We start from the raw sequence: 24,903 nt of genomic DNA on the forward strand, positions 1-24,903 counted from the left end.
AGCCTTGCCAACAAGTCTGAAAGACAAAGCAGGACCCATGATTTCAAGATCTTTTCTCGTTCTCGCCGCTGGCGTGATGCTGGCAGCATGTCAGCCTGCGGTTCCTGATTCCGGCCGTGGTGTTGGTTTTGACGATAGCGACCGTGCCCAGCGACAGGCCCGCGACGCGGCACTTGCTGCCGAAAGCGCCTCCACCGTGCCGGCCCCCGCCTCGGTGACCGAGGCACCTCTGTCGGCACCCGCCGAAGGCTCTGCCGAAGCGACGGCGGCTGAAACCTCCCGCGTGTTGGCAGCGACTCGCCCCGGTGCCAGCAATGGTCTGGGCAATGACGCCGCAACCAATTCCGGCGTGGCACCGGTGAACGCAAGCCCCTCCAACCCGGCACCCGCTGTCATCAACAGCGCGGGCATCTCGAACGAGAACAATTTCGATGCTGTTTCCGGCCAGCGCAGCATCGGTGACGATGCCGCGCGCATTGCCGCGAATCGCGCGCAGTACCAGATCGTTCAGCCCGAAGCGCTGCCGGACCGGGCAGACGCGGGGCCGAACATCGTGGCCTATGCGCTGCAATCGAACCACGAGCGGGGCACCCAGGTCTATCGCCGCATCGGCCTGAACAAGGCGGCCAAATACGCCCGGTCCTGTGGCGAATATTCGCATCCAGACCGGGCGCAGATCGCCTTTCTTGAGGCGGGTGGACCGGAAAAGGACCGTCAGGGGATGGACCCGGATGGCGATGGCTTTGCCTGTGACTGGGACCCGACCCCGTTCCGCCGGGCCGCGCAGGCCGGCTAGGGCTGCGACCGGGTGGACGGTCTGAGCTCGCCCAATTTCGGCCCGCGCCGCAACGGGCTGACGCCCCGGCTGATCGTGATCCACTATACCGCGATGGAAAGTGCCGATGCCGCCCTAGCGCGCCTGTGTGACCCGCAGGCCGAAGTTTCCGCCCATTACCTGATTTCGAACCACGGCCGGAACCTGCAACTGGTGGCAGATGACATGCGCGCCTGGCATGCCGGGGCAGGGGAATGGGCCGGGCAGGCCGACATCAACTCACGTTCCATCGGGATCGAGTTGGACAATCGCGGATGCCATCCGTTTTCAGAGCCGCAGATGGGGGCGCTTGAGGCCCTGCTGAGAACCCTGATGGCCCGCTGGGACATCCCGCCTGCCGGTGTTCTGGGCCATTCCGACATTGCGCCGGGGCGTAAATCCGACCCCGGTCCGCATTTCGACTGGGCGCGGCTGGCGCGGCAGGGGCTGGCGCTGACAACTCCGGCAGCCCCGGCGGAAACCGCCACAGAAACCGGATTCCGCGCGGCGGCGCGGGCGGCGGGCTATACCTCGGATGTGCCGCTTGAGACGCTTCTGGCCGCGACCCGCCTGCGTCACGGGCCATGGCGGCGCGGGCCACTCTGTGCTGCCGATCTGGCGCTGCCGCCACTCTGACCCGCCACCTCCCGCTTCTTTATGCCCAAAATACGCCTGCCCCCGGTCTGCCCCATTGACGCGGTCCGCGTTCAGCGCCTATGCCAAAGCTCGCGCGGAAGGCTGGATGGCCGCTTCGTGACATCCGCTCGCGCGGATGCACGGGGAGGAAAGTCCGGACTCCAAAAAGAGACGGTGCCGGGTAATGCCCGGGCGGGGCAACCCGACGGAAAGCGCCACAGAAATGATACCGCCACGCCGCAGGTCGGGAAACCGAAACCACGACGGGGTAAGGGTGAAAAGGTGGGGTAAGGGCCCACCGCGCCGCTGGCAACAGGGGCGGCATGGCAAGCCCCACCGGGAGCAATGCCAAATAGGGACCGCGCGCCACCGGCCTTCGGGCCGGGGCGGGGCCGCTTTTGCCCCAGCAGGTCCGGGTTGGCAGCTGTAGCCCTGCGGGCAATCGCAGGGTCAGAGGAATGGTCATCCACGGGGGATTTCCCCCGTGACAAAATCCGGCTTACAGGCCTTCCGCGCGTTTTCGGCCGGTGTCGGATTTTTCGAAAAATCCGGCCCGGAAAATTCGAATTTTCCGGCACCTTGCCAACGCGGCCCCCGGTTTGGATTTCTTGCGTCTTTTGCTGTTGACACGGAGACGCATCCGGGTAAAAGCCGGGGTTCAGAATTCACGCCAGACCCCCGGTGCGGTCGGCAGCAGGAGAAGCAAGATGGCAAAGCCAACCACGATCAAGATCCGTCTGAACTCGTCCGCGGGCACAGGCCACTTCTATGTCACCAAGAAGAACGCGCGCACCATGACCGAAAAGATGGTCATCAAGAAGTACGACCCCGTTGCACGCAAGCACGTCGACTACAAGGAAGGCAAGATCAAGTAAGATCAAGCTGACTGACTATGCTAGGCCGCGCGTTTCGCGCGGCTTTTTGCGTTTCATGGGTGGGGTTTCCCCCGCAGCCCCTTCTCTGGCTGGCATCTGCCGGATGTAATGGCCGCCGTTAATCTCATTGAAAGATCGCCGCCCTAAGCCTGTCCCAAAGGCAGCGGGACGGCAGCAGTTCGTCGTGACGCCGCCAAATCGCCCATTCGGGGACGGGTGTGCCCAATCCTGCAGTTGGGTTGGCCCACTTTGCAACGACCCGCGCGGCAGGCGCGGTACGGACGGGGACGGCAGTTGTGGCGGCAATTCATGATCTTCTCGAACTGACTGACATTTCGTCTGGCACGACCTATTCCCTTGAAAACGGCAATCTGCTTGGTGTCGTCGACAACATGACCTCGGGCGAACTCGACGATGGCGAGTTCGACGAGGGTGACGTGGTCAACATTGGCGGGGTCAATTACACCATCGACCTGATCGAGGAACCCGACAGCACGGGGGCGATCCTGCTCGGTGATGGGTCATCCGATAGTTTCGGGCCGGGCAGCGAAAGCAACCTGAGCTTCGTTTTCCTGACCCTGTCGAATGGCGGCGATGTCCGGTACTTTGCAATCCCGAATGACAGCTTTGGTGACATGAACGTCCAGGCGCTCACGACCGGGGCGATACAATCGGTGGGGGGCAGCGATGCGGCGATCATCTCCACCACCGATAATGATATCGAGGTGGTGTGTTTTACCGCTGGAACGCTGATTGAAACCGAAGATGGGCAACAAACACCGGTGGAGCACCTTCAGGTGGGTGACCGGGTTCTGACATTGGATTGCGGATTGCAGAAAATCCGCTGGATCGGGGCCAAACGGCTGCCCGCGCGGCTGCTCAGGGAATGCCCCAGGCTTCGGCCGGTTCAGATCGCCGCCGGAACATTGGGCCCCGGCTGCCCGCAGCGGGATCTGCTGGTATCGCCTCAGCACAGCATCCTTGTCCGGTCGAAGATCGCGTTGCGCATGTTCGGCGCGCCGGAGGTTCTGGTCGCGGCCAAGCAATTGGTAGCCCTGGAAGGTGTCGCCCCGGTGGAGGAGGCCGGAGCCGTGACATACTATCATCTGCTGCTGGACCGGCATGACATCCTTTGGGCAAATGGTGCCCCCTGCGAGAGCCTTTACACCGGTCCGCAGGCGCTTCGGACGTTGTCGGAGGCTGACAGGGCGGAGCTGTCCGCGATCCTGCCAGAGGTCATCCAGCCGGAAAGCGATGTGCCCGCCTGCCGCCCCATGGCCTCCGGGCGGCGCGCGCGTCAACTGGCCTATCGCCACAGGAAAAACAACATGCCGCTGGCGGATGAGGCGCTGTTGCAGCCGGGGCAATGGCGGGTCAGGGAGGATGCAGTGCAACCCAGGTCCTGATCCGGGGCCGGGTGCGGAGGGAAGCCACCCTTGCGCAGGATCGGTCAAACGGCAATAGTCGGTGTGTCCCAAGCTGCCAAGGAACACCAGATGTCCAAGATGATCGCTGCCCTGACCCTTGTGGGTCTGCTCACTGCCTGCACCGGAAAGCTCGGAGGCCCACAGCCTGCGCCGGTCTTTGGCGGCACCTATTCCAACAGTGTGGGCTTTACCAGCATCGGCTACGAGCCCTTCTGAACGCGCCCTTTACCTGTCTTCGGGCGGAATGCCCCGTGTCGCGGCGACAAAGGCTGTGATGTCTTCCAGCCTGTGTTTCAGGCTGCGCCGCTTTGTGCCGGGCGGCTGGTCGGTCAGGCTGACACCCGGTCGCCGGGCCTGTCGTGGCCGGATCGGGCGCGGCACAAAACCACCTGCACAGTTCGGGCAGACATTGTGCAGCACGTTGTCAACGCAGTCCGCGCAGAAGGTGCATTCATAGCTGCAAATGCGCGCCTCTGTTGCATCCGGCGGCAGGTCGCGATCGCACATTTCGCAATTGGGTCTGATTTCCAGCATCGGTCGCTCCAACGAAAAAGGGCCAATCCCTTGCAGGATTGGCCCATGTCACGTCACAGACGCAATGTTTATTCGCGGTTGCCGAACAAGGACAGCAGCATCATGAACATGTTGATGAAGTCCAGATAGAGGTTCAGCGCGCCCATGATGGCGGCCTTGCCCAGCCATTCGCTGTCACCGTGGTGTGCATGTGCCAGATACTCGGTCTTGATCTTCTGGGTGTCATAGGCGGTCAGACCGGCAAAGATCAGGACGCCGATGGCGGAGATCGCGAACATCAGCGCCGAAGAGGCGAGGAAGATGTTCACGATGGAGGCCACGATCAGGCCAATCACACCCATGATCAGGAAGCTGCCCCAACCGGAAATATCCTTCTTGGTGGTGTATCCCCAGAGCGACAGCCCGGCAAAGGCGATGGCGGTGATCAGGAACACCTGCGCGATGGAATAGCCGGTGAAGACCAGAAAGATCGAGCTGATCGAAATGCCCATCACGGCAGCGAAAGCATAGAATACAGTCTGCGCGGTTGCGGCGGACATCTTGTTGATCATCGCGCTGAAGCCAAAGACAAAGGCCAGCGGCGCGAACATCACAACCCATTTCAGCGGCGAGGCATAAAGCGCATAGCCGATGTCGGTCAGGTATTTGTCAGTCCCGATCTGTGCGGCCGCGCCGGAGGGGTCGGTGGTGACCGCCAGGCCCGAAATCGCCCATGCGGCGGCAAAGGTGATCAGCATGCCCACGGACATCGTGCCGTAGACCTTGTTCATATGGGCGCGCAGCCCCTCGTCGATTGCGGCGGCGCGGGTTCCGGCACCTGTCCGGATTGTATTCACGTCGGCCATGAATGGACCTCCAATTGGCTAAGTGTTGCTTACCACGCGGGATGCGGACGGTATCCCGGTGAATATCGGGACTGCGGCCTTGATTTTCAAGTGGTAATAGCGCGCGCGGAGCGGTCTTTTCCAGGCCACTGAAGCGCCTATCGACCAGACAGCCAATGTGCGGGAACATCCCATGGTGGCCGCCGCGCCTCCTTCTGGGCTTCGGTGCGGTTCACGCCGATGTCTTGCAGCAGGTGGTTGTCAAGTTGGCCCAAGCGCCGCCTGCTGCGGGCAATGGCCCTGAGGCGCAGGAATCCTGCCCAAAGTGAACTGCGCCGGGTCTTGATTGCGCGGCCCCGGCCCGAGGCGCTGTCGAAAAGCTGTGCCATTCCATTATCCTTCGAAATTTGTGATGAAATTCTGGGTTTCATCGGGATGCTTGATATCTAGGGGTGCTTGGGATATGATGAAAACGATTGTTTGTTTGGTAATGCATCAAGGTTGGTGATATATGAGAAATCTGGACATCACGACGCTGCGGTCGTTCATGGCGGTGGCCGACAGTGGCGGGGTGACCCGCGCGGCGGGCTTTCTGCACCTGACGCAATCTGCAGTCTCCATGCAGCTCAAGCGGCTGGAGGAAATGCTGGGTCTGTCCCTGCTGGACCGGAGCGGCCGGACCATTGCCCTGACCGCGTCAGGTGAGCAACTGCTGGTCTATGCCCGCCGCATGGTGGCGCTGAACGATGAGGTCATCGAACGGTTGACGGATCATACATACGAGGGAGAGATCACGCTGGGCGTGCCCCACGACATCGTCTACCCGATGGTGCCGCAGGTCCTGAAACAGTTTCATGCCGATTTTCCGCGGGTGCGCGTACAGCTTGAAGCCTCGCATACAAGAACGCTCAAGACCCAGTTTGCCAAAGGCGAATGTGATCTGATCCTGACCACCGAGACCGGCATCGACAGGGGCGGAGAGACCCTGGTGACCAAGAGCCTGGAATGGATCGGCGCACCGGGCGGGGCGGCATGGCGGCAAAGACCCCTGCGTCTGGCCTTCTGCCGGTTCTGCACGTTCCGCCCCAGCGTTGTGGGGGCGCTGGATGCGGCACAGATTGTCTGGCAGATGGCCGTGGATACGGAGAGTGATCGTGCGGTCGAGGCCGCGGTCAGCGCCGATCTGGCGATCCACGCCATGATCGACGGCACCCAGCCGCCCCACCTGGAGCAGGTGGACCATGGCGGGGCGTTGCCGGAACTGCCGAAGCAGCACATCAACCTCTACGGCGCGGATCAGAACAGATCGGAGTCACACCAGACGCTGGTATCGCTTTTGCGCAGCGCATTCAGCCACGGGCAGAGCAAACGGTCCTATGCAGCCTGAACTTCATGCGGATCGGCCGGTTCAAGCCAGCTTTACGTTACGTAATGCCTTGTGAAACCGGAAATTGTGTCGAAAAGATCATCATTGAATTATTTTTTTCTCTCGTTTTCATGCTGTTAACTGCATGTTTGGCAATAATGTGGTGAATATCTTTGCCGAGGAAGGAAGATTTCGTAAGATGTTTGGCGGGAACCACGTTCGGAATGCCCGAAAAAGCGCGACCGTCGCTGTAATCGGGAAGCGTATGTCTTCATGTTATCAAGTGAGTAAGTTAGGATCTAATCTGCATGGCACATAAAGTAGACGTGCACGTCGGCAAACAAATTCGTCAGCGGCGCTGGCTGGCGGGGATGACCCAGCAGAAGCTGGCAGCGATGGTTGGGATCAAGTTTCAGCAAATCCAGAAGTACGAGACCGGCGCGAACCGCGTCAGCGCATCGCGGTTGTGGGACATCGCCGACGCACTGGAGGTTCCGGTGGCCTATTTTTTCGATGGCCTCGAACAAGCGGAAGCCTCCGGGTCCACACCGCAATGTGACGTTCCGCAGGATTTGTTGGGAGACAAGGAAGCGATGGATCTGATCCGTTCCTACTATGCCATTCCGCCACACCAGCGGCGTCGTCTATTCGATCTTGCCCGCGTCTTGAGCGACGTCGCCTGAACGGCCAACTGTGCCGCGACCGAAGGCTTGCGCGGGCGGGCACAAGCTGGCACTGACGCGGTATGACAACGAACAATTCATTCGATCCCGATGTGCGGCGCGTTGCGCATCTGCTGGCAGATGCGGCGCGCGCTGTCATCCTGCCCCATTTTCGCGGCATCACACTGGTCGCGGAGAACAAGCTCGATGCGGGGTATGATCCGGTGACGGTGGCAGACAAGGCCGCCGAACGCGCCATGCGTGAGATCCTGGCGCGGGAACGGCCCGACGATGGCATCCTGGGCGAGGAATACGGGGTGCAGCCGGGCAAATCCGGGTTGACCTGGGTGCTGGACCCGATCGACGGCACCCGGGGCTTTATCAGCGGGACGCCGACCTGGGGTGTGCTGATCGCGGTCAGTGATGCGCGGGGCCCGTTTTACGGCATCATTGACCAGCCCTATATCGGCGAGAGATTCGAGGGCGCGCCGGACGGGGCCGCGATGACGGGGCCCTCGGGGCCGCAGGTGCTGGCCACCCGCGCGGCGCGGGATCTGGCGCAGGCGATCGTTTTCACGACCTTTCCCGAAGTGGGCGAAGAGACGGACCGCGCGGGGTTCAACGCGGTGGCGTCGCAAGCCCGGCTGACGCGCTATGGGATGGATTGCTATGCCTATGCCTTGCTGGCTGCGGGGCAGGTCGATCTGGTGATCGAGGCCGGGCTGGCCGCCTATGATATCCAGGCACCGATTGCCGTTGTGCAGGCGGCAGGCGGGATCGTCACCGACTGGCGCGGCGGTCCGGTCCATGACGGGGGCCGCGCGGTTGCGGCGGCAAATCCGGAAATCCATGCTCAGGCACTGGCGATCCTGCAGGCCTTCTGAGCAGGATTCTTGACCCCGCGTGCTGGCACCTGCTATCGGGTGGGGGTCGGTTCTGGGCCCGTTTTCCACCGGCAGGCGATTGTACTCTGAGACGGGCGTGGAGAACCATACGCCATGCCCGAAATCCTGATCCGCAATGCCGACCATATTCTGACAATGGATGATACGCGCCGCGAGCTTTGCGGTGCCGACCTGCGCCTGCGGGATGGTGCAATTGCCGAGATCGGCGCCGGTCTGCACAGTGATGGTGAGATTATCGAGGCGGCGGGCTGCGTGGTGACGCCGGGCCTGGTGAACACGCACCACCATCTGTTCCAGACCCTGACGCGGGCGGTGCCGGGGGCGCAGGATGCGCTGCTGTTCGGCTGGCTGAAGACGCTGTATCCGATCTGGGCGCGGTTCACGCCGGATCACATGTTCACCTCTGCCCAGGTTGGTCTGGCAGAACTGGCGTTGTCGGGCTGCACGCTGAGCGCCGATCACCTCTATCTTTATCCCAATGGGTCGCGGCTGGAGGACACTATCGAAGCCGCGCGCGCGGTTGGCCTGCGGTTTCAGCCGACGCGGGGCGCGATGAGCATTGGCGAAACTGCGGGCGGTCTGCCCCCCGATACGCTGGTTGAGGAGGAAACGGCGATCCTGGAGGATTGTATCCGGGTGGTCGATGCCTTCCACGACCCGTCCGAAGCGTCGATGTGCCGGGTCGGGCTTGCCCCCTGTTCTCCGTTTTCCGTCAGCCTGGATCTGATGAAGCAGACCGCACTTCTGGCGCGCGACAAGGGGGTGATGCTGCACACCCATCTGGCGGAGAACGAGGAGGATATTGCCTATTCGCAGGAAATGTTCGGCTGCCGGCCGGGGCAATATGCGCAGGATCTGGGCTGGGTCGGGCCGGACGTCTGGCATGCCCATTGCGTGAAGCTGGACGCGCGCGAAATCGCGCTTTTCGCCGAGACGGGGACAGGCGTGGCCCATTGCCCCTGTTCCAACTGCCGGTTGGGATCGGGGGTGGCTCCGGTGCGCGCGATGCGAGATGCGGGGGTGCGGGTCGGGCTGGGGGTGGACGGATCGGCCAGCAACGATGTGGGCAACCTTGTGGCCGAGGCCCGTCAATGCATGTTGTTGCAAAGGGTGATCAAGGGGGCCGATGCGATGTCGGCGCGCGAGGCGCTGGAGATTGCGACACGGGGCGGGGCCGATGTGCTGGGCCGCCCGGAATGTGGGCGGCTGGCGGTGGGCAAACGCGCGGATGTGGCGATCTGGGACGTCAGCGGGATCGAGGCGGCGGGCAGCTGGGACCCGGCCGCCTTGCTGCTTGCGGGGCCGACAACTGTGCGGGACCTGTTGGTGGAGGGGCGCGCGGTGGTGCGGGACGGGCAAATGACGCGGTTTGATCTGGGCGCCGCGATTGCCCGGCAGAACGCGCTGGCGCAGGGGTTGCGGGAGGCAATGTGACCCGGCGGCGCGGCTGCGCCGCACACGATTATTGGTGCGCTTTGCGGGCCTGAGCCCCGGATTTCAGCCGCGGCGCGGGCGGCGTGCTTTGGCGTGTATTTGGGGAACAATGAAGCTCAGTTGGGTTTGCGCCACTGGCGACCGGCCACCCAGACGTCGGCAATGGCGCGGTCGTCGCCCATCATGATCGTGGCGAAGAGGCTTTCCCAGATGTCACCGGCATTGGCCGCGCGCTGGGCGATGGCCGGGGTGGAGGCAAGGTCGAGCACGGTAAGGTCGGCCTCATTGCCTGCCTGGAGGCTTCCGATCCGGTCCTGCAGGTGCAGGCTGCGGGCAGAGCCGGCCGTGGCCAGCCAGATCAGCTGCGCCGCGTGCAGGGGCGTGCCGCGCAGCTGGCCGATCTCATAGGCCGCAGCCATGGTGCGCAGCATCGAGAAGGAGGAGCCGCCGCCGGTATCGGTGGCGAGGCCCACGGGGATGGCGCGGCTGGTGAGGCCCGCCATGTCGAACAGCCCCGATCCGATGAAGGTATTCGATGTCGGGCAGTGGACCAGCGCCGCGCCGGAGTCTGCGATCCGGTCGATTTCGCGCGTCTTGAGGTGGATGGCATGGCCGAAGACCGCGCGCTCGCCGATCAGCCCCTGGGTTTCATAGGTGTCCAGATAATCGCGGGCCTGGGGGTGCAGGTCATGCACCCATTTGATTTCGTCGGTCTGCTCGCTGAGGTGGGTCTGCATCAGGCAATCGGGGTATGCGCGCCAGAGCGCGCCAAGGGCGGCCAGTTGCTCTGGCGTCGAGGTGGGGGAAAACCGCGGCGTGATGGCGTAGATTGCGCGTCCCTTTCCATGCCAGCGATCGATCAGGGCCTTGCTGTCGTCATAGGCCGATTGCGCGGTATCGCGCAGCCCGTCGGGCGCGTTGCGGTCCATGCAGGTCTTGCCCGCGACAATGCGCTGGCCCCGTGTCGCCGCAGCCTCGAACAGTGCGTCGGTGCTGTGCGGGTGGATGGTGCAATAGCTGGCCACGGTGGTGGTGCCATGGGCCAGGGTCAGATCGAGGTAGTCTGCCGCGATCCGGGCGGCATAGGCGGGATCGGAGAGGCGCATTTCCTCGGGGAAGGTGTAATCGTTCAGCCAGTCGATCAGCCGCTTTCCCCAGGAGGCGATGATGGCGGTCTGCGGGTAATGGACATGGGCATCGACAAAGCCGGGGCAGATCAGGTGGTTGTCGCCATAGCTGACAGGTTTCGCCTCGGGGTGGGCGGCGGTCAGCGCCGCGCGGTTGCCGAGCGTTTCGATATGGCCGTCCTGCAGCAGGACCGCCCCTTGGGTGTCGATCTGGACGGCCTCCTGCCAGGGGGCCCGGAAAGGGTCGCCGCCATAGCGTAACGTGGGGCCGATCAGGAGCGTTTTGCTTGTCATGTCGGCACATTACAGCGTTTCGGGATAGGTTTGAAACACCGCAGATCACTTTTCGCGTTCGACCGGAGGGAGAGGCAGCGAACAAGTGATTCAGCTATACCCCGAAACACCAGGCGCGCGGCGCGCGCGGCACAACGGCCAAGCATTGTGTCCCATGTGCGGCTTGCATATGGTCGCGCAAAACAAGGGGAGTCACCGCGATGTCTGATCAGGTCGAATTGGAACAAGACGCCCCCGAAGAGGAGGCAGAGCGCGAGGATTACGCGCTGGAACCCAAGAAGGTTGCTGCTGTTCTCTATGCGGTCGATATCGACGACCGCGAGAAGCTGATCGAGCTGATGGAGCCGCTGCACGCGGCTGACATCGCTGACCTTCTGGAGCAGATCAACGCCTTTGACCGGAGCCGGTTGATCCGGCTTTATGGGATGGAATTCGACGGGGACATCCTGTCGGAGCTGGACGAGAGCATCCGCGAGGATGTGATCGCGGTGCTGACGCCGCAGGTCCTGACCCAGGCGGTCCGTGACCTCGACAGTGACGATGTGGTCGATCTGATCGAGGACATGGAGGATGCCCAGCAGGAGGTGATCCTCGGCGCGCTGGAAGATACGGACCGCGCGGCAGTCCAGCAATCGCTCAGCTATCCGGAATATTCCGCAGGCCGGTTGATGCAGCGCGAGGTGGTGATGGCCCCCGAGCACTGGACCGTGGGTGAGGCGATTGACCATTTGCGCAACACGCCGGAGGACGACCTGCCGGACCAGTTCTATCACATCATCATGGTGGATCCGCGCCTGCATCCGGTGGGCAATATCACGCTGGGCAAGTTGATGCGTTCAAAGCGGGTCACGCCCTTGACCGACCTGCTGGAAGAGACTTTTCAGGTGATCCCGGCAATGCGCGACGAAGGCGAGGTGGCCTATGCCTTCAACCAGTATCACCTGATCTCGGCTCCGGTGGTGGATGACGAGGGTCGGCTGATCGGGGTGATTACCATCGACGACGCGATGGCGGTATTGGACGAGGAGCACGAGGAGGACATCCTGCGCCTGGCCGGTGTCGGCGAAGGGTCGCTGAGTGACCGGGTGGTCGAGACGACAAAGCAGCGTCTGCCCTGGCTGGCGGTCAATCTGGTGACCGCGATTGCGGCCTCCATGGTGATTGCACAGTTCGAGGCGGCGATTGCCCAGATCGTGGCGCTGGCGGTGCTGATGCCGATCGTGGCCTCCATGGGGGGCAATGCAGGTACGCAAAGCCTGACGGTCGCAGTTCGGGCCATCGCGACCAAGGATTTGACGCGCTCGAACGTCTGGCGGGTGATCCGGCGTGAATGTCTGGTGGGGTTGGTCAACGGGTTGATCTTTGCCGCCGTCATGGCAGTTGTCGGCATCGTCTGGTTCGGCTCGCCCGCGCTGGGCTATGTGATTGCCACGGCGATGGTGGTCAACATGGTGATCGCGGGGCTGGCGGGCACGGGCATCCCGATCCTGCTGGAGAAGGTCGGGGTGGACCCGGCGCTGGCATCGGGGGCCTTTGTGACGACGGTGACGGATGTTGTCGGGTTTTTCGCCTTTCTTGGGCTGGCGGCGGCGGTGCTGCTGTGACCGATCTGGCGGCGATCAAGACGGCAGCGCGCAGGGCGGCCTTTGCCCGGCGCAAGCCGCTTTTCGATGCCGCGACTGCCGCGCAGGCGGGATACCTCAGCGAGGTGCTGGCGGGATATCGCGGCGTGCCCTTGTCGGGGTTCATGCCGATCCGCACGGAGATTGACCCGACACCGGCGATGGCGGAAGCAGCCGCGCATGGGCCGGTCGGCGTGCCGGTGATCCAGGCGGCGGGAACGCCACTGAAGTTCGCGCGCTGGCAACCGGGGGCCGAGATGGTGCCGGGGGTCTTTGGTGCGCTGATCCCGGCAGAGCCGGATTATTTCGAACCGGAAATCCTGATTGTGCCGCTGCTGGCCTTCAACCGCAGGGGCGGGCGTCTGGGCTATGGCGGCGGCTTTTATGACCGCACGCTTGAGATGCTGCGGGCCAAGCGTCCGACGCTGGCCATCGGCTTTGCCTTTGCGGGGCAGGAAGTGGATGACCTGCCGTTGGAGCCGACGGACCAGCCGCTGGACCTGATTGTGACTGAGGCCGGGGTGATCGAGGTTGCGGATTGAACCCGAACGGCGCGGAACCGGCGGCTGATCCCAACGGCTGGCTCGCGCGGCGTGATGAGCCGCAGGGCCTCGTCCGACCTGCATCGGGCGTGTGTGTTTGTGGGGCCAGGCACCGCCAAACGGTACGGCAGGCTGTTCCTGGATAGGGCAGACTTGCAACGCCAAGCCCGTCGTTCTACCTCAGCCCAACAGCCTCGGCCGCCGACGCTGCACTATCCCCTGGTGAATGAGCCCGCGATATGATCCTGAATCTCGCCATCCTCGCCGCTGTTGCGATCTTCGGGGTTGTCCTGTGGTGGCCGGGCTTGCGGGCATCAGCCACCTGGCGGGCGATGACGACGCCGCTGGCCTCCATTATTGGCAGCGGGTTTCTGGTGCTGGGGCCGATCCTGGACAATCAATACGGGGCTTATGCCCCTGCGGTGATGCTGGCGCTTTGCGTCGGCAGTTACCTTCTGGGCGGTGCGATCCGGTACAACATGCGCGCGATGGCGGCGGGAACGACGCCCTGGCCGCAGGGAATCGAGACCCTGTCGTCATGGGCGCTCAGCTTTGCCTATATCGTGTCGGTGGCTTATTACCTCAACCTCTTTGGGGCCTTTGCGGTCAGCCTGACGCCTTTTGATGACGTGATCTTTGCCCGGATCGTGACCAGCGCCATCTACCTTGTCATTGCAGGGGTGGGCTGGACCCTTGGGTTCAAGTCGCTTGAGGCGATGGAATATCTTTCGGTCAGCGTCAAACTGGCGATCATCATGGGGTTGCTGGTCGGGCTGGGGTTCTTCTTTGTTGAAAAGTCCGGGCAGGGAGCGCTGGTGTTTCTCGGTCCGCAGATATCCGGCTGGGCGGCGCTGACGCTGGGCTTCGGGCTGATTGTGACGGTGCAGGGGTTCGAAACCTCGCGCTATCTGGGTGCCACCTATGATCCGGAGACGCGGGTGCGGTCGATGAAATGGGCGCAATGGCTCTCGGCGGTGATCTACATGACCTACATCGTGCTGATCAGCTATGCTTTTGCCCGCGAAGACCTGCAATTCAGCGAGACCGCGATTGTCGACATGATGGGGGTCATCACGCCGATCTTGCCGCTGTTGCTGGTTGCCGCGGCACTGGCCGCGCAGTTCAGCGCAGCAGTTGCCGATACCAGCGGGTCGGGTGGCTTGATGGCGGAACTGTCGGGCCAGCGCATCCGTCCGCGCATGGGATATGTGATCCTGACCGTGGTGGGGCTGGGGCTGACATGGGTGACGGATGTGTTCCAGATCATCAGCTATGCCTCACGCGCCTTTGCGGTCTATTACGCGCTGCAATCGGCCATCGCGGCTTTGGCAGCGCAGCAGCAGGGCCGCAGGCTCAGGGCTGCGGGGTTTGCGGCGCTGGCCGTGCTGGCTTTCGCGGTTGCCGTCTTTGGGCAGGCTGTCGAAGTTTAGACACCCTGCGGTCTGGCCCCTCTTGCCCTCAACCGCGCGGCGGCCTATCGCTGAGCACATGAAAATACTCTTTCTCGGCGATGTGATGGGCCGCGCGGGGCGCCGTGCCATCACTGATAACCTTGCCCGCCTTCGGACCGAATGGAAGCTCGACTTCATTGTGGTGAACGGCGAAAACGCGACCTCCGGCATGGGGTTGTCTGCGCCACATGCCAAGACCCTGCTGGAGGCGGGGGCGGATTGCCTGACGCTGGGCGATCATGCCTTTGATCAGAAGGACATGCTCAGCTTTATCGAGCAGGAGCCACGTATCATCCGACCGCTGAACTTTTCGAAATCCGCGCCGGGCAAGGGCGCGCGGCTGTTCACGGCGCAGAACGGCAAGAAGGTTCTGGTGACGCAGGCGCTGGGCCAGGTCTTTATGAAACGTCCCTATGACGATCCGTTCTCGGCGCTGGAGCCGGTGTTGAAGACGCATCCGCTGGGCGGGCTGGCGCAGGCGATCATCGTGGACATGCATTGCGAGGCGACCTCGGAAAAGATGGCGATGGGCCATTGGTGCGACGGGCGGGCCTCGCTGGTGGTGGGCACCCATACCCATGTGCCGACAGCGGATGCGATGATCCTGCCCGGCGGCACGGGTTATCTGACCGATGCGGGCATGTGCGGCGACTATCATTCCGTCATCGGCATGGAAAAGGCGGAACCCCTGCGCCGTTTCATCACCGGAATGCCAAAGGAACGCTTCACCCCCGCCAATGGCGAGGCCAGCCTGTCGGGTGTCTATCTTGAGACCGACGACCGCAGCGGGCGGGCGACCCGCGTTGTTCCCGTGCGCACGGGCGGCGTGTTGCAGGAAAGCACGCCCTGACGCCCTGTTGCATGCTGTTTTCAGGCTCCGGCGGTGACCTGTAGTGCGGGTGCTGCTTGCAGCGCGCAGCGCTATGGACCAATGTGTCCGCTGACCCATAAAGAAGTTGAAACGCCTTGCTGAACTTCCTGAGTTTTTCCCAAACCGAAAGCGCGGTTCTTACGCTTGCCGTCGTTGTGATCATGTTCGTGCTTTTCCTGCGCGAATCCTTCCCGACGGAGGTTGTCGCCATCGCCGGTGCCGCAACCCTGCTGGCCATCGGTGTCTTGCCCTACCAGGACGCGCAGGCGGTGCTGTCCAACTCCGCGCCCTGGACCATTGCCGCGATGTTCATCGTGATGGGGGCGCTGGTGCGCACCGGGGCACTGGATGTGCTGACGCAGACCGCTGAACGCTATGCCCGCAGCCATCCCAAGACGGCGGTGATCGGGGTGATCCTGTCGGTGATGGGGGCATCCGCGATCATGAACAACACCCCTGTGGTGGTGGTGATGATCCCGGTTGTCGTGCAGCTCAGCAAGACCCTGGGCACCAAGGCCTCGAAGCTGCTTATCCCGCTCAGCTATGCGGCGATCATGGGCGGGTCGCTGACCCTGATCGGGACATCGACAAACCTGCTGGTGGACGGTGTGGCGCGGTCGCAGGGGCTTGAACCCTTTGGCATCTTCGAGATTCTGCCGATCGGCTTGGTGGTCTGCTTTACCGGGCTGATCTACATGGGCCTGCTGGGGCGCAAGCTGCTGCCAGATCGCGACAGCATGGCAACCATGCTCAGCGACCGGTCCAGGATGAAGTTCTTTACCGAGGCGGTGATCCCGCCCGAAAGCAACCTGATCGGACGCGAAGTTCTGGACGTGAACCTGTTCAAGCGTGAAGGCGTGCGCCTGATCGACGTGATCCGGGGCGACCAGTCGCTGCGCCGCGCGTTGCAGGGGGTTGAACTGCAGGTGGGTGACCGGGTTGTGCTGCGCACCGAGATGACGGAACTGCTGAGCCTTCAGAACAACAAGGAACTCAAACGTGTTGACCAGCTTTCGGCGGTAGAGACCCGCACGGTGGAAGTGCTGATCACGCCGGGCTGCCGGATGATCGGGCGCTCGCTGGGGTCGATGCGCCTGCGCCGCCGCTATGGGGTTTATCCGTTGGCCGTACACCGGCGGAACCAGAACATCGGCCGCCAGCTGGACGATCTGATCGTCAAGGTGGGCGATACCCTGCTGCTGGAAGGCGCGCCGGAGGACATCCAGCGTCTGGCCGCGGATATGGAGCTGGTAGATGTCAGCCAACCCTCTGCACGGGCCTTCCGACGCGGCCATGCGCCCATCGCAATTGGCGCGTTGATCGGGATCGTGGTGCTGGCGGCGCTGAACGTCGCCCCGATTCTGCTGCTGGCGGTGATCGCGGTGGCGCTGGTGCTTGTCACCGGGTGCATCGACGCGGAAGAGGCGTTTTCCTTTATCGACGGGCGGCTGCTTGCGCTGATTTTCGCCATGCTTGCGGTGGGCGCCGGTTTGCAGAACTCCGGTGCGATTGCGCTGCTGGTGGATGGCATCGCGCCGACACTGGGAACCCTGCCGCCCGGTGCCGTGCTCTTTGCGGTATTCCTGCTGACCACGATCCTGACCGAGGTGGTGTCAAACAACGCGGTGGCGGTGATCATGACGCCAATTGCGATTTCGCTGGCCACTGCGCTGGGGATGGACCCGCGCCCGCTGGTGGTGGCGGTGATGATCGCGGCATCCTGCGCCTTTGCCACGCCGATCGGGTATCAGACCAACACGCTGGTCTATGGCCCCGGCGGCTATCGCTTTACCGACTTCCTGCGCATCGGTGTTCCGCTCAACCTGCTGATGTCGGTCGTGGCAAGCCTGGCGATCCCGTTCTTCTTCTGAGCGGGCGCACCGGCGTCAGGCGCTGCGCTTTTCGACCCGCTCGGCCAGGATCTCGGCAAAGCCGTCGCGCGCGGTGATAAAGTTCCGGGTCAGCGGGGCGGTCAGGGTGGTCTGATCAGAGAAATAGGCCCCGACCTCGGCAATATGCACGGCAAAGGCGGGGTTGCGGCCCGCGTCGTCGTATTTGCGGATGTGATGCTTGCTGGCCCAGCCGCGTTTGCTGGCCTCGCGGGTGACGAGGTTCAGCCGCTGGATGGCATGGAACGTCGTGTAGATCGCCAGGTAATGCATGTAGTCGTCCAGCGGGATGCCGCAGGAGGTGTCAAAGCTGTCGATCATCACATCGACCATCTGGTCCGGTGCGATGGGCCAGGCTTCGTCTCCGATCAGCCAGGCAAAATCCTCGGCGCCGTGGCGCATCCCGGCATATTCGAAATCGAACCAGCGCAGGCGGTCGTCATCGCCCAGGGCGGCATTGCCTGACCGGCAGTCCCATTTGACGAACTGGTGCCCGGTGATCGCAACCGCAGCGCAGGCGGCGTTGCGGTCAAAGCTGTCGGAGATGCCGCCGGTCAGCCCATCCAACTGGTCAATCCCGCCGATGAAGTTCTCGACCCAAGAATCCGTCGCGCCCAGATGCGGCATGATCTTGTGCAGGTCGGTCTTGCGGGCTGCGGCGTGAATGCGGAACAGGGCCGCGACCGCCTCTGCGGCAAGGTCGAGCCGGCGGTCGCTGCTGACCGTGGGGATCAGCGTGTTCAGCCGGCGCGCGCCGACGTCGGACTGGAACATCACCTCGCCAACGACACCGAGGCAGACCGGCAGGTCGTCGCAATGTTCGTTCAGCGATTGCAGGACATGCGCCTCAAGGTGGGTGCGGCGAAAGTTGGGGCGCAGGGTGGCAATCACGCTGCGCCCGCCGATCCGCAGCCGAAAGCTGGATCGGCTTTCACCGCCCGGCGCCGTCACATCCTCGACCGGGCGGCCAAAGAAGGTCTCGGCGGTGCTGACAATATGCTGTCGGGTGGATGTCTTGCCGTCTTCGGTCATGGGGCATTCCCTGTGTGTCTGCGCGTTGCCGCAGCGGTTAGCCCAGCTTCTTGACGACAATATGGCCTTTCTCGGGCCGGGATGCAGATGATTCGGGGATGGTCACGGCCCATTGGCCGGGTTCCTAAAACAATGTTGGAAGATGCCTCTCAACTGTTTCTAAAATAGGCTCCAAAACCTTATAAATAAGGCAAAAATCGTCAAAAGGTTTGTTCGATTCAGGCCCGCCGGGGTAAATATGGCCATCGCCTGACGATCAGGAAACCCGTCGCGCGCCGGACCTTTCCGGCACGCCCTTGAGCGTTGGCCATTCGTATTTGAAAAGGAAGCGGACATGACATTCAGATTTTCGAGCTTTGGCTCGTGGGGAAAGACGCCGGTAAAGGCGTCGTGGAATTCCAACAACCATACGAACAAGTTCTTTGGCAACACCTGGGGCCACGGTTCCGATGGCACCGGCAAGGGTTCTGACGGCACCGGCAAGGGGTCTGATGGCTCTGGCAAGGGCTTTGACTGGTTCAATGGCAGCGGCAAAGGGTCCGATGGGACCGGCAAGGGGTCTGACGGCAGCGGCAAAGGGTCCGATGGCACAGGCAAAGCGTCCGATGGCATGGGCAAAGGCTCCGATGGCACCGGCAAGGCGTCTGGTGGCACCGGCAAAGGGTCGGGCGGCGAGGCCTGCGGTGGCGATTCCTACCACAACGGCGGCGTCGAAGGTTCGAAATTCTCCAATTGGTACGACAACCACCTGTCGGACCATTTCGACAAGTCGCATTTTGGCGGTAAATTCGGGAAGTGGTTCGATCACCAGGATGGCACCGGCAAAGGCTCTGACGGCACTGGCAAAGGCTCTGACGGCACCGGCAAGGGATCGGATGGTTCCGGCAAAGGTTGGCCCTGGGGTTCCGACGGCACCGGCAAAGGTTCCGATGGCACCGGCAAGGGCTCTGACGGCACGGGCAAAGGGTCTGACGGCACTGGCAAAGGGTCCGACGGCACCGGCAAAGGGTCCGACGGCACTGGCAAAGGCTCTGATGGCACCGGCAAAGGGTCCTGCGGAACCAAGGGTACGGAAGAACCGGAGACACCGACAGAAGAGCCTGATGACGGCAAGGTCACCCATCACTATACAATGGGCGATGAGGGCGAGATCGACATCTCGGTCACGCAGGACCTTCAGGGACAATTGTTTGTCAGCATCAGCCAGGCCAACTTTGAAGGCGAACCGCTGGACATCGACGGTCTGTTCTTCAACCTGACGGATGACAGCGAACTCAGTTCATTGAACTTCTTCCCGGATGAAAACGCGCCGGGCTATGAGCTGACCGATGTGCAGGCAGCGGCCGACAGCGTTACCACCCTGCCCAACGGTGCCGGTGTGGAACAGCCCTATGACGTCGGGTTGCAGTTCGGTCAGGTTGCGGACAGCACGGAGGGTACGGTCACCCAGACCAACTTTACCCTGTGGTCGGACGATGGCCCCGTCAACTTTGACGACATCGACCTGTCGGGCATGCGCCTGGTGGTCAACTCCGACACCGCAGATGGCGAAGTGCTGGGCGTCAGCGCAAGCGACGATCCTGACTTTGACCCTGCCGATGGGGCCGATGACAGCGAAATCACGGTTGCGGACGTGATGGGCCTGATGACGGTCGAACTGGACGAAGAAGAAGAGATCGAGGATCTCGAAGAAGAAGAGGACCTGATGGAGGTCTGACCTTCCATCACTCGTCCAAACCAGAGGCGCGCGGGAAACCGCGCGCCTTTTGCGTTGCAGCAGTCAGGTTGGATTTGACGCCGGGTGCCGGGGGTCAGAGCGGCCAGAAGAACAGGATCGCGGGGATCGAAACGGTGACCACGATGATCTCCAGCGGCAGCCCCATACGCCAGTAATCCCCAAAGGAATAGCCGCCGGGGCCAAGGATCAGCGTGTTGTTCTTGTGACCGATGGGCGTCAGGAAAGCGGAGGATGCCGCAACGGCCACGGCCATCAGGAAGGGATCGGGCGACACATTCAGCGACTGGGCCATCTGGATGCCCACAGGTGCCGCCACAATGGTGGTGGCGGTGTTGTTCAGCACATCCGACAGCGACATCGTGACCACCATCAGCACGGTCAGCACGATCCAGGGGGCAAGGCCTTCGGTCAGCCCCACCAGCGCGCCCGCGATCAATTCGGTCCCGCCGGAGGTTTCCAGCGCCGCGCCCAGCGGGATCATCGACCCCAGCAGCACGACAACAGGCCATTCGATATGGGTGTAGAGCTCTGCCAATGGGACAATCCGGGTCAGCACATAGGCCACCACCACCAGCCCCAGCGCGATGGGCAGGTAGATCAGCCCGATGCTGGCCGCCGCCACCGCCCCGCCGAACAACCCGATGGCCAGCCAGACCTTGGCGTTGTCCGTGACGGTCAGCCCCCGGTCCGCCAGCGGCAGGACCCCCAGCCAGTCGGTGACATGGGCCGCGGTTTCGCGCGGGACCAGCAGCAACAGGATATCGCCTGGCTGAATTTCGGTGCTGCGCAGTGACGAGGTGATTTTGCGCCCCTTGCGCGATATGCCCAGCAGGATCGTGCGTTGCCGCCAGGCCAGACCCACCGCCTGCGCCGTGCGCCCGGTCAGGCGGGAGTTCTCCGGCACCACAACTTCGATGACTTCGACGCCTTCGCCGCCTGCCTTCAGCCGTTCCTCGCGGCTTTCGTCGGCCAGTGCGAGGTCCAGCGTGGTGCGGAATTCGTCCAGTGCGTCCGGCGTCGCCTCCAGCACCAGAGCATCGCCCGCCATCAGCGTGACATTGCGCGACTGGCCATAGCGGCGCTTGCCATCGCGGATCAGGCCAAGGATCGCGACATCGGATTTCTCTGCCGTTTCGAACAGTTCAGACAGCCGCTTGCCGATCTGCTTGTTGTCTTCGGGGAGGGTCAGTTCGGCGATGTATTGCGAAATGTCCTCGGCATCCAGCGTCGCATCCTCGCGGGTGGGGATCAGCCGCCAACCGATCAGCGCGACAAAGATCAGTCCGGCAATCGCCGCGATCCCGCCGACCGGGGCAAAGTCGAACATCTTGAAGGGGGCACCCAGTGACTCCTGCCTGATGCTGGCGATGATGATGTTGGGCGGCGTGCCGATCAGCGTGGCCATGCCGCCCAGAATGGTGGCAAAGCTCAGTGGCATCAGGCTGAGACCCGGCTGCCGGCCCGCCTTGCGCGCGGTCTGAATGTCCACCGGCATCAGCAGGGCCAGGGCCGCGACATTGTTCATGAAGGCCGACAGCACCCCGCCGATGGCCCCCATCAGCGTGATATGCGCGCCCAGGCTGCGCGAGGCATCCACCAGCGTGCGCGTGATCAGAAACACCGCGCCCGACCGCACCAGCCCGGCAGAGACCACCAGCACCAGCGCCACCACCAGCGTGGCCGGGTGGCCAAAGCCGTCAAAGGCGTCTTTGCTGGGCACCACCCCCAGCACGACCCCTGCCATCAGGGCGGCAAACGCCACAAGGTCATAGCGGAACCTGCCCCAGAGCAGCAGCCCGAAAACCGCGCCGAAGAGGGTGAAGAGAATGATCTGATCTGTGCTCATGACACAGGTGTAACTTGGATGGATCAGGGGGGAAAGCGAACATTGCCGTGGTCCGTTGACCTGCGCGATACGTAGATGGGGTTGATATGATTGCCTTTTGTCACGGTTGCATCGGGTCGCCCGGCGGGGTGCGGGACGCAGGCAACTGCGCCGGCCCGGAAAGGTTGCGTGAAAGGGCGCTGTGGCTTGTTTGGACCAATGCGCTCATTTATAGAGGCGCGACACCAGCTTTCACTGAACAAGAGGTTTCCATGGCAGGCCATTCCAAATGGGCAAACATTCAGCACCGCAAGAACCGGCAGGATTCGGTGCGCGCCAAGGTGTTTTCCAAGATGTCCAAGGAAATCACGGTTGCGGCCAAGATGGGCGATCCCGACCCCGACAAGAACCCGCGCCTGCGGCTGGCGGTCAAGGAGGCCAAGGCGGTTTCCGTCCCCAAGGACGTGATCGACCGCGCGATCAAGAAATCGACGGCGCAGGATGGCGAGGATTACGAAGAGATCCGCTATGAGGGTTATGGCCCGAATGGCGTGGCGGTGATTGTCGAGGCGATGACCGACAACCGCAACCGGACGGCGTCCAACGTGCGCTCCACCTTCACCAAGAACGGCGGCAACCTGGGAGAGACCGGCTCTGTCGGCTTCATGTTCGACCGCAAGGGCGCGGTGACCTATCCCGCGTCTGTCGGGGATGCCGATACCGTCATGATGGCCGCGATCGAGGCCGGGGCGGAAGATGTGGAAAGCTCGGAGGAGGGGCATACCGTCTGGTGTGCGGATACGGACCTGAACGATGTGGCAACCGCGCTGGAAGCGGAACTGGGCGAGTCTGAATCGACCAAGCTGGTCTGGCGTCCGACCACCACCACCGAGATGGACCTGGAGAACATGGAAAAGCTGATGAAGCTGGTGGACGCGCTGGAAGACGACGACGACGTGCAGCGGGTCACCACGAACTTCGAGGCCTCCGATGAGGTCATGGAAGCGCTGAACGGCTGAAATCCAGACAGGATCGACGTAAAAAAACCGCTCTGTGAGGAGCGGTTTTTTAGCTTTGGAGAACTGTTGGCCGCTTACCCGAGGCTGCGGGCCTTCAGCCAGCCAAGCGCGCCGCGCGTGCAGCGTTTTGACGTCGCAGCAGGCTTTTGCTGAGACAGCTGTGCCAGCAGGCCCTTGACCTCGTTCAACCGCTGCCGGGCGGCATTTCCGCCTGCTTCGGCCTGAACATTCAGGATTTTGGACTGCGTGTGCAGTGCAGATTCGATCACTTCCAGCTGCTCGGCGCTGACTGCTATTTTTTGTTGATTATCCAGCATGGCGTATCCTTTGGTCCTGCGTGTTATTTAGAAGCACGGGTGGGAAGCGCCAGAAGTTTCATAGCCGGATCACTCACTTGTGTACTTTTCATGACATGGGCTTTTCGTCCGGCGGGTTCAAGCTGTCTTGTGCAGTTTTTTGGACCGCCGTGGTAAGCCGCTTCAGCGCCGGGGCCATCACCCGCGTGACCTGCCAGTATTGCGGCACATCCAGCGGGGCATTCGGCACCAATGCAACAAGGGTGCCGCGCGCCAGATGTTCCTGCACGAGGCTGAGCGGATTCATGCCCCAGCCCAACCCGCAAAGCGCCGCATCGACAAACCCGTGACTGGAGGGAAGCTGGTGGATCGGCGGATGGAACCGCGTGGCACCCTGCGCTTCGGCCCAGCGGTGTTGCAGCCGGTCCTTGGGGTTGAACACCAGCATCGGTGCCTGCGCCAGGGCGGGCAGGGTAAACGCCCCGTCAAAATGGCGGTCCATGAAGGCGGGGCTGGCGGTCGCGACATAGCGCAGGTTGCCCAGGGCATGGACATCGCATCCCGGTGCTGCGCGGGCATGCCCGGTGACAGCGGCGCTGACCGCGCCCCGGCGCAACCACTCGTCAGAGGTGTCCTGATCGTCCAGCACCAGATCGAAATACAGGCCCTCGACCTGCGCCAATGCCGGGATCAGCCAGGTTGCCAGACTGTCGGCGGGCACCGCAAGCGACACACGCGGCGCGGCCCCCTGTTGATCCGCCAACCCAGCCAGCGCGTTTGCCTCCAGCAGCGCCACGTCTTCGGCATGTTTGGCCAGCCTCTTGCCCATATCCGTTCCGGTGCAGGGCTGGGCGCGGTGGACAAGGGTAGTGCCGATGCTTTCCTCCAGCGCCTTGATCCGTTGCGACACGGCAGAGGGCGTGACGCGCAGCGCCGCTGCCGCAGCGTCAAAACTGCCCAGGCGGAGCACGGCCGAAAGTGCGGCAAGCTGATGGGTATCGAAGGGAATAAGAAATTCTTAATTCATGTGATCAGGATTAATTTGCGTAATCCCGGCCCGTCTCATAGTCAAGCGGTGCACCAACCGCTGGAGTTTCGATGCTGACCTCTTTCCTGCCCGGCTTTGCCCTGAGCCTGACGCTGATTCTGGCCATTGGGGCGCAGAATGCCTTTGTCCTGCGGCAGGGATTGCGGCGCGCGCATCTGTTCTGGGTCTGCCTGACCTGTGCGCTGTCCGATGCGGCGCTGATTGCCGCCGGGGTGGCGGGCTTTGGCGCTTTGGGCGAACAGGTGCCGTGGTTCGAGCCACTGATGCGCTACGGTGGTGCTGCCTTTCTGATCTGGTACGGGGCGCGCAACGCGGTGTCGGCCTGGCGGGGCGGGGCAGCACTGGCGGTCGGCGGCGGGGCAACGGCCAGCCTGCGCCACACGATCCTGACCCTGCTGGCGCTGACCTGGCTGAACCCGCATGTCTATCTGGACACTGTTGTGCTGCTTGGCTCGATCTCGGCGCAATATCCCGACCGGCTGGCCTTTGGCACCGGCGCGGTGTTTGCTAGCTTCTGTTTCTTCTTCTGTCTGGGCTATGGGGCACGATTGCTCAGCCCGTTTTTCGCGCACCCAAGGAGTTGGCAGTTGCTGGATGCGGTGATCGCCGCGACCATGTGGGCGATTGCCGTCAAACTTTTGTGGATGTGATCTTGCCCTTGCCAGGGCGCGC

General features: G+C 62.8%; 25 protein-coding genes and 1 other RNA gene. 18 read left to right on the forward strand and 8 right to left on the reverse strand.

Annotated elements, in window-relative coordinates; genetic code table 11:
- Nucleotides 1–37: 37 nt before the first annotated feature.
- The 6 genes from A8B82_RS06665 to A8B82_RS24160 all read left to right on the forward strand — a co-directional run bounded on the left by A8B82_RS06665 (nt 38) and on the right by A8B82_RS24160 (nt 3,968).
- The gene (locus tag A8B82_RS06665; protein WP_067289919.1) at nt 38–796 is read left to right on the forward strand and encodes a hypothetical protein; all 759 of its coding nucleotides are present in this window, start codon (nt 38–40) and stop codon (nt 794–796) included.
- Nucleotides 797–808: 12 nt separating this feature from the next.
- Entirely contained in the window at nt 809–1,450 is a 642-nt protein-coding gene (locus A8B82_RS06670; RefSeq protein WP_067289921.1) for an N-acetylmuramoyl-L-alanine amidase, read from the forward strand.
- A 94-nt stretch (nt 1,451–1,544) separates the two neighbouring features.
- Nucleotides 1,545–1,968, forward strand: an RNA gene (gene rnpB, locus A8B82_RS06675) — RNase P RNA component class A.
- A gap of 189 nt (nt 1,969–2,157) precedes the next feature.
- Nucleotides 2,158–2,325, forward strand: a complete 168-nt coding sequence (gene rpmG / locus A8B82_RS06680) for a 50S ribosomal protein L33 (RefSeq protein WP_067289923.1) — start codon at nt 2,158–2,160, stop codon at nt 2,323–2,325.
- 296 nt (nt 2,326–2,621) lie between these two features.
- Nucleotides 2,622–3,731 (forward strand): Hint domain-containing protein, encoded by a 1,110-nt coding sequence (locus tag A8B82_RS06685; RefSeq protein WP_067289926.1) that lies wholly within the window; start codon nt 2,622–2,624, stop codon nt 3,729–3,731.
- A gap of 90 nt (nt 3,732–3,821) precedes the next feature.
- Complete coding sequence (locus A8B82_RS24160; RefSeq protein WP_161489428.1) at nt 3,822–3,968, forward strand: hypothetical protein; 147 nt, start codon at nt 3,822–3,824, stop codon at nt 3,966–3,968.
- 9 nt (nt 3,969–3,977) lie between these two features.
- Here the strand turns inward: A8B82_RS24160 and A8B82_RS06690 are convergent, their stop codons facing one another.
- The 3 genes from A8B82_RS06690 to A8B82_RS06700 all read right to left on the reverse strand — a co-directional run bounded on the left by A8B82_RS06690 (nt 3,978) and on the right by A8B82_RS06700 (nt 5,499).
- Nucleotides 3,978–4,286 (reverse strand): DUF1272 domain-containing protein, encoded by a 309-nt coding sequence (locus A8B82_RS06690; RefSeq protein WP_067289928.1) that lies wholly within the window; start codon nt 4,284–4,286, stop codon nt 3,978–3,980.
- Between the two features lie 68 nt (nt 4,287–4,354).
- A complete protein-coding gene (locus A8B82_RS06695; RefSeq protein WP_067289930.1) occupies nt 4,355–5,131 on the reverse strand; it encodes a Bax inhibitor-1/YccA family protein in 777 nt (258 codons plus the stop codon).
- A gap of 137 nt (nt 5,132–5,268) precedes the next feature.
- Nucleotides 5,269–5,499: a DUF1127 domain-containing protein gene (locus tag A8B82_RS06700; RefSeq protein WP_067289932.1), complete on the reverse strand. Its 231-nt coding sequence runs from the start codon at nt 5,497–5,499 to the stop codon at nt 5,269–5,271.
- 122 nt (nt 5,500–5,621) lie between these two features.
- Here A8B82_RS06700 and A8B82_RS06705 point away from each other — a divergent pair, with 122 nt between their 5' ends.
- The 4 genes from A8B82_RS06705 to A8B82_RS06720 all read left to right on the forward strand — a co-directional run bounded on the left by A8B82_RS06705 (nt 5,622) and on the right by A8B82_RS06720 (nt 9,477).
- A complete protein-coding gene (locus tag A8B82_RS06705) occupies nt 5,622–6,497 on the forward strand; it encodes a LysR family transcriptional regulator (protein WP_067289935.1) in 876 nt (291 codons plus the stop codon).
- Nucleotides 6,498–6,784: 287 nt separating this feature from the next.
- Nucleotides 6,785–7,159, forward strand: coding sequence for a helix-turn-helix domain-containing protein (locus tag A8B82_RS06710; protein ID WP_067289936.1), 375 nt, complete (start codon nt 6,785–6,787; stop codon nt 7,157–7,159).
- Between the two features lie 62 nt (nt 7,160–7,221).
- A complete protein-coding gene (hisN, locus tag A8B82_RS06715) occupies nt 7,222–8,022 on the forward strand; it encodes a histidinol-phosphatase (RefSeq protein WP_067289939.1) in 801 nt (266 codons plus the stop codon).
- 114 nt (nt 8,023–8,136) lie between these two features.
- Nucleotides 8,137–9,477 (forward strand): 8-oxoguanine deaminase, encoded by a 1,341-nt coding sequence (locus A8B82_RS06720; RefSeq protein ID WP_067289941.1) that lies wholly within the window; start codon nt 8,137–8,139, stop codon nt 9,475–9,477.
- 116 nt (nt 9,478–9,593) lie between these two features.
- On the opposite strand, the gene guaD is transcribed toward A8B82_RS06720, so the two are convergent.
- Nucleotides 9,594–10,898, reverse strand: a complete 1,305-nt coding sequence (gene guaD / locus A8B82_RS06725; protein ID WP_067289943.1) for a guanine deaminase — start codon at nt 10,896–10,898, stop codon at nt 9,594–9,596.
- Between the two features lie 200 nt (nt 10,899–11,098).
- On the opposite strand from guaD, the gene mgtE reads away from it, so the two are divergent.
- The 5 genes from mgtE (at nt 11,099) to A8B82_RS06750 (ending at nt 17,255) form a co-directional block, all read left to right on the forward strand.
- Nucleotides 11,099–12,502 (forward strand): magnesium transporter, encoded by a 1,404-nt coding sequence (gene mgtE, locus A8B82_RS06730; protein WP_067289945.1) that lies wholly within the window; start codon nt 11,099–11,101, stop codon nt 12,500–12,502.
- Entirely contained in the window at nt 12,499–13,062 is a 564-nt protein-coding gene (locus tag A8B82_RS06735; protein WP_067289947.1) for a 5-formyltetrahydrofolate cyclo-ligase, read from the forward strand. Before mgtE ends, A8B82_RS06735 begins: the two co-directional genes overlap by 4 nt.
- Nucleotides 13,063–13,301: 239 nt before the next feature.
- On the forward strand, nt 13,302–14,492 hold the full coding sequence (locus tag A8B82_RS06740) for a hypothetical protein (RefSeq protein ID WP_067289948.1): 1,191 nt from the start codon (nt 13,302–13,304) through the stop codon (nt 14,490–14,492).
- A 58-nt stretch (nt 14,493–14,550) separates the two neighbouring features.
- Nucleotides 14,551–15,363: a TIGR00282 family metallophosphoesterase gene (locus tag A8B82_RS06745; RefSeq protein ID WP_067289950.1), complete on the forward strand. Its 813-nt coding sequence runs from the start codon at nt 14,551–14,553 to the stop codon at nt 15,361–15,363.
- 119 nt (nt 15,364–15,482) lie between these two features.
- On the forward strand, nt 15,483–17,255 hold the full coding sequence (locus A8B82_RS06750) for an SLC13 family permease (protein WP_138069698.1): 1,773 nt from the start codon (nt 15,483–15,485) through the stop codon (nt 17,253–17,255).
- Between the two features lie 15 nt (nt 17,256–17,270).
- Here the strand turns inward: A8B82_RS06750 and A8B82_RS06755 are convergent, their stop codons facing one another.
- Nucleotides 17,271–18,305: a hypothetical protein gene (locus tag A8B82_RS06755; protein WP_067289956.1), complete on the reverse strand. Its 1,035-nt coding sequence runs from the start codon at nt 18,303–18,305 to the stop codon at nt 17,271–17,273.
- Nucleotides 18,306–18,639: 334 nt separating this feature from the next.
- Here A8B82_RS06755 and A8B82_RS06760 point away from each other — a divergent pair, with 334 nt between their 5' ends.
- Nucleotides 18,640–20,022, forward strand: a complete 1,383-nt coding sequence (locus tag A8B82_RS06760; protein WP_067289958.1) for a hypothetical protein — start codon at nt 18,640–18,642, stop codon at nt 20,020–20,022.
- 94 nt (nt 20,023–20,116) lie between these two features.
- Here the strand turns inward: A8B82_RS06760 and A8B82_RS06765 are convergent, their stop codons facing one another.
- The gene (locus A8B82_RS06765) at nt 20,117–21,889 is read right to left on the reverse strand and encodes an SLC13 family permease (protein WP_067289960.1); all 1,773 of its coding nucleotides are present in this window, start codon (nt 21,887–21,889) and stop codon (nt 20,117–20,119) included.
- 251 nt (nt 21,890–22,140) lie between these two features.
- On the opposite strand from A8B82_RS06765, the gene A8B82_RS06770 reads away from it, so the two are divergent.
- A complete protein-coding gene (locus A8B82_RS06770) occupies nt 22,141–22,887 on the forward strand; it encodes a YebC/PmpR family DNA-binding transcriptional regulator (RefSeq protein WP_067289962.1) in 747 nt (248 codons plus the stop codon).
- Nucleotides 22,888–22,961: 74 nt separating this feature from the next.
- Here A8B82_RS06770 and A8B82_RS06775 read toward each other — a convergent pair whose 3' ends face one another.
- Nucleotides 22,962–23,204: a hypothetical protein gene (locus tag A8B82_RS06775; RefSeq protein WP_067289965.1), complete on the reverse strand. Its 243-nt coding sequence runs from the start codon at nt 23,202–23,204 to the stop codon at nt 22,962–22,964.
- An 88-nt stretch (nt 23,205–23,292) separates the two neighbouring features.
- Nucleotides 23,293–24,192: a LysR family transcriptional regulator ArgP gene (locus tag A8B82_RS06780; RefSeq protein ID WP_067289968.1), complete on the reverse strand. Its 900-nt coding sequence runs from the start codon at nt 24,190–24,192 to the stop codon at nt 23,293–23,295.
- Nucleotides 24,193–24,281: 89 nt separating this feature from the next.
- Here A8B82_RS06780 and A8B82_RS06785 point away from each other — a divergent pair, with 89 nt between their 5' ends.
- The gene (locus tag A8B82_RS06785; protein WP_067289971.1) at nt 24,282–24,881 is read left to right on the forward strand and encodes a LysE/ArgO family amino acid transporter; all 600 of its coding nucleotides are present in this window, start codon (nt 24,282–24,284) and stop codon (nt 24,879–24,881) included.
- The last annotated feature ends 22 nt before the right edge of the window (nt 24,882–24,903 follow it).

The organism is Sulfitobacter sp. EhC04, assembly GCF_001650875.1.
In the GTDB taxonomy this organism is placed as follows: Bacteria; Pseudomonadota; Alphaproteobacteria; order Rhodobacterales; family Rhodobacteraceae; genus Sulfitobacter.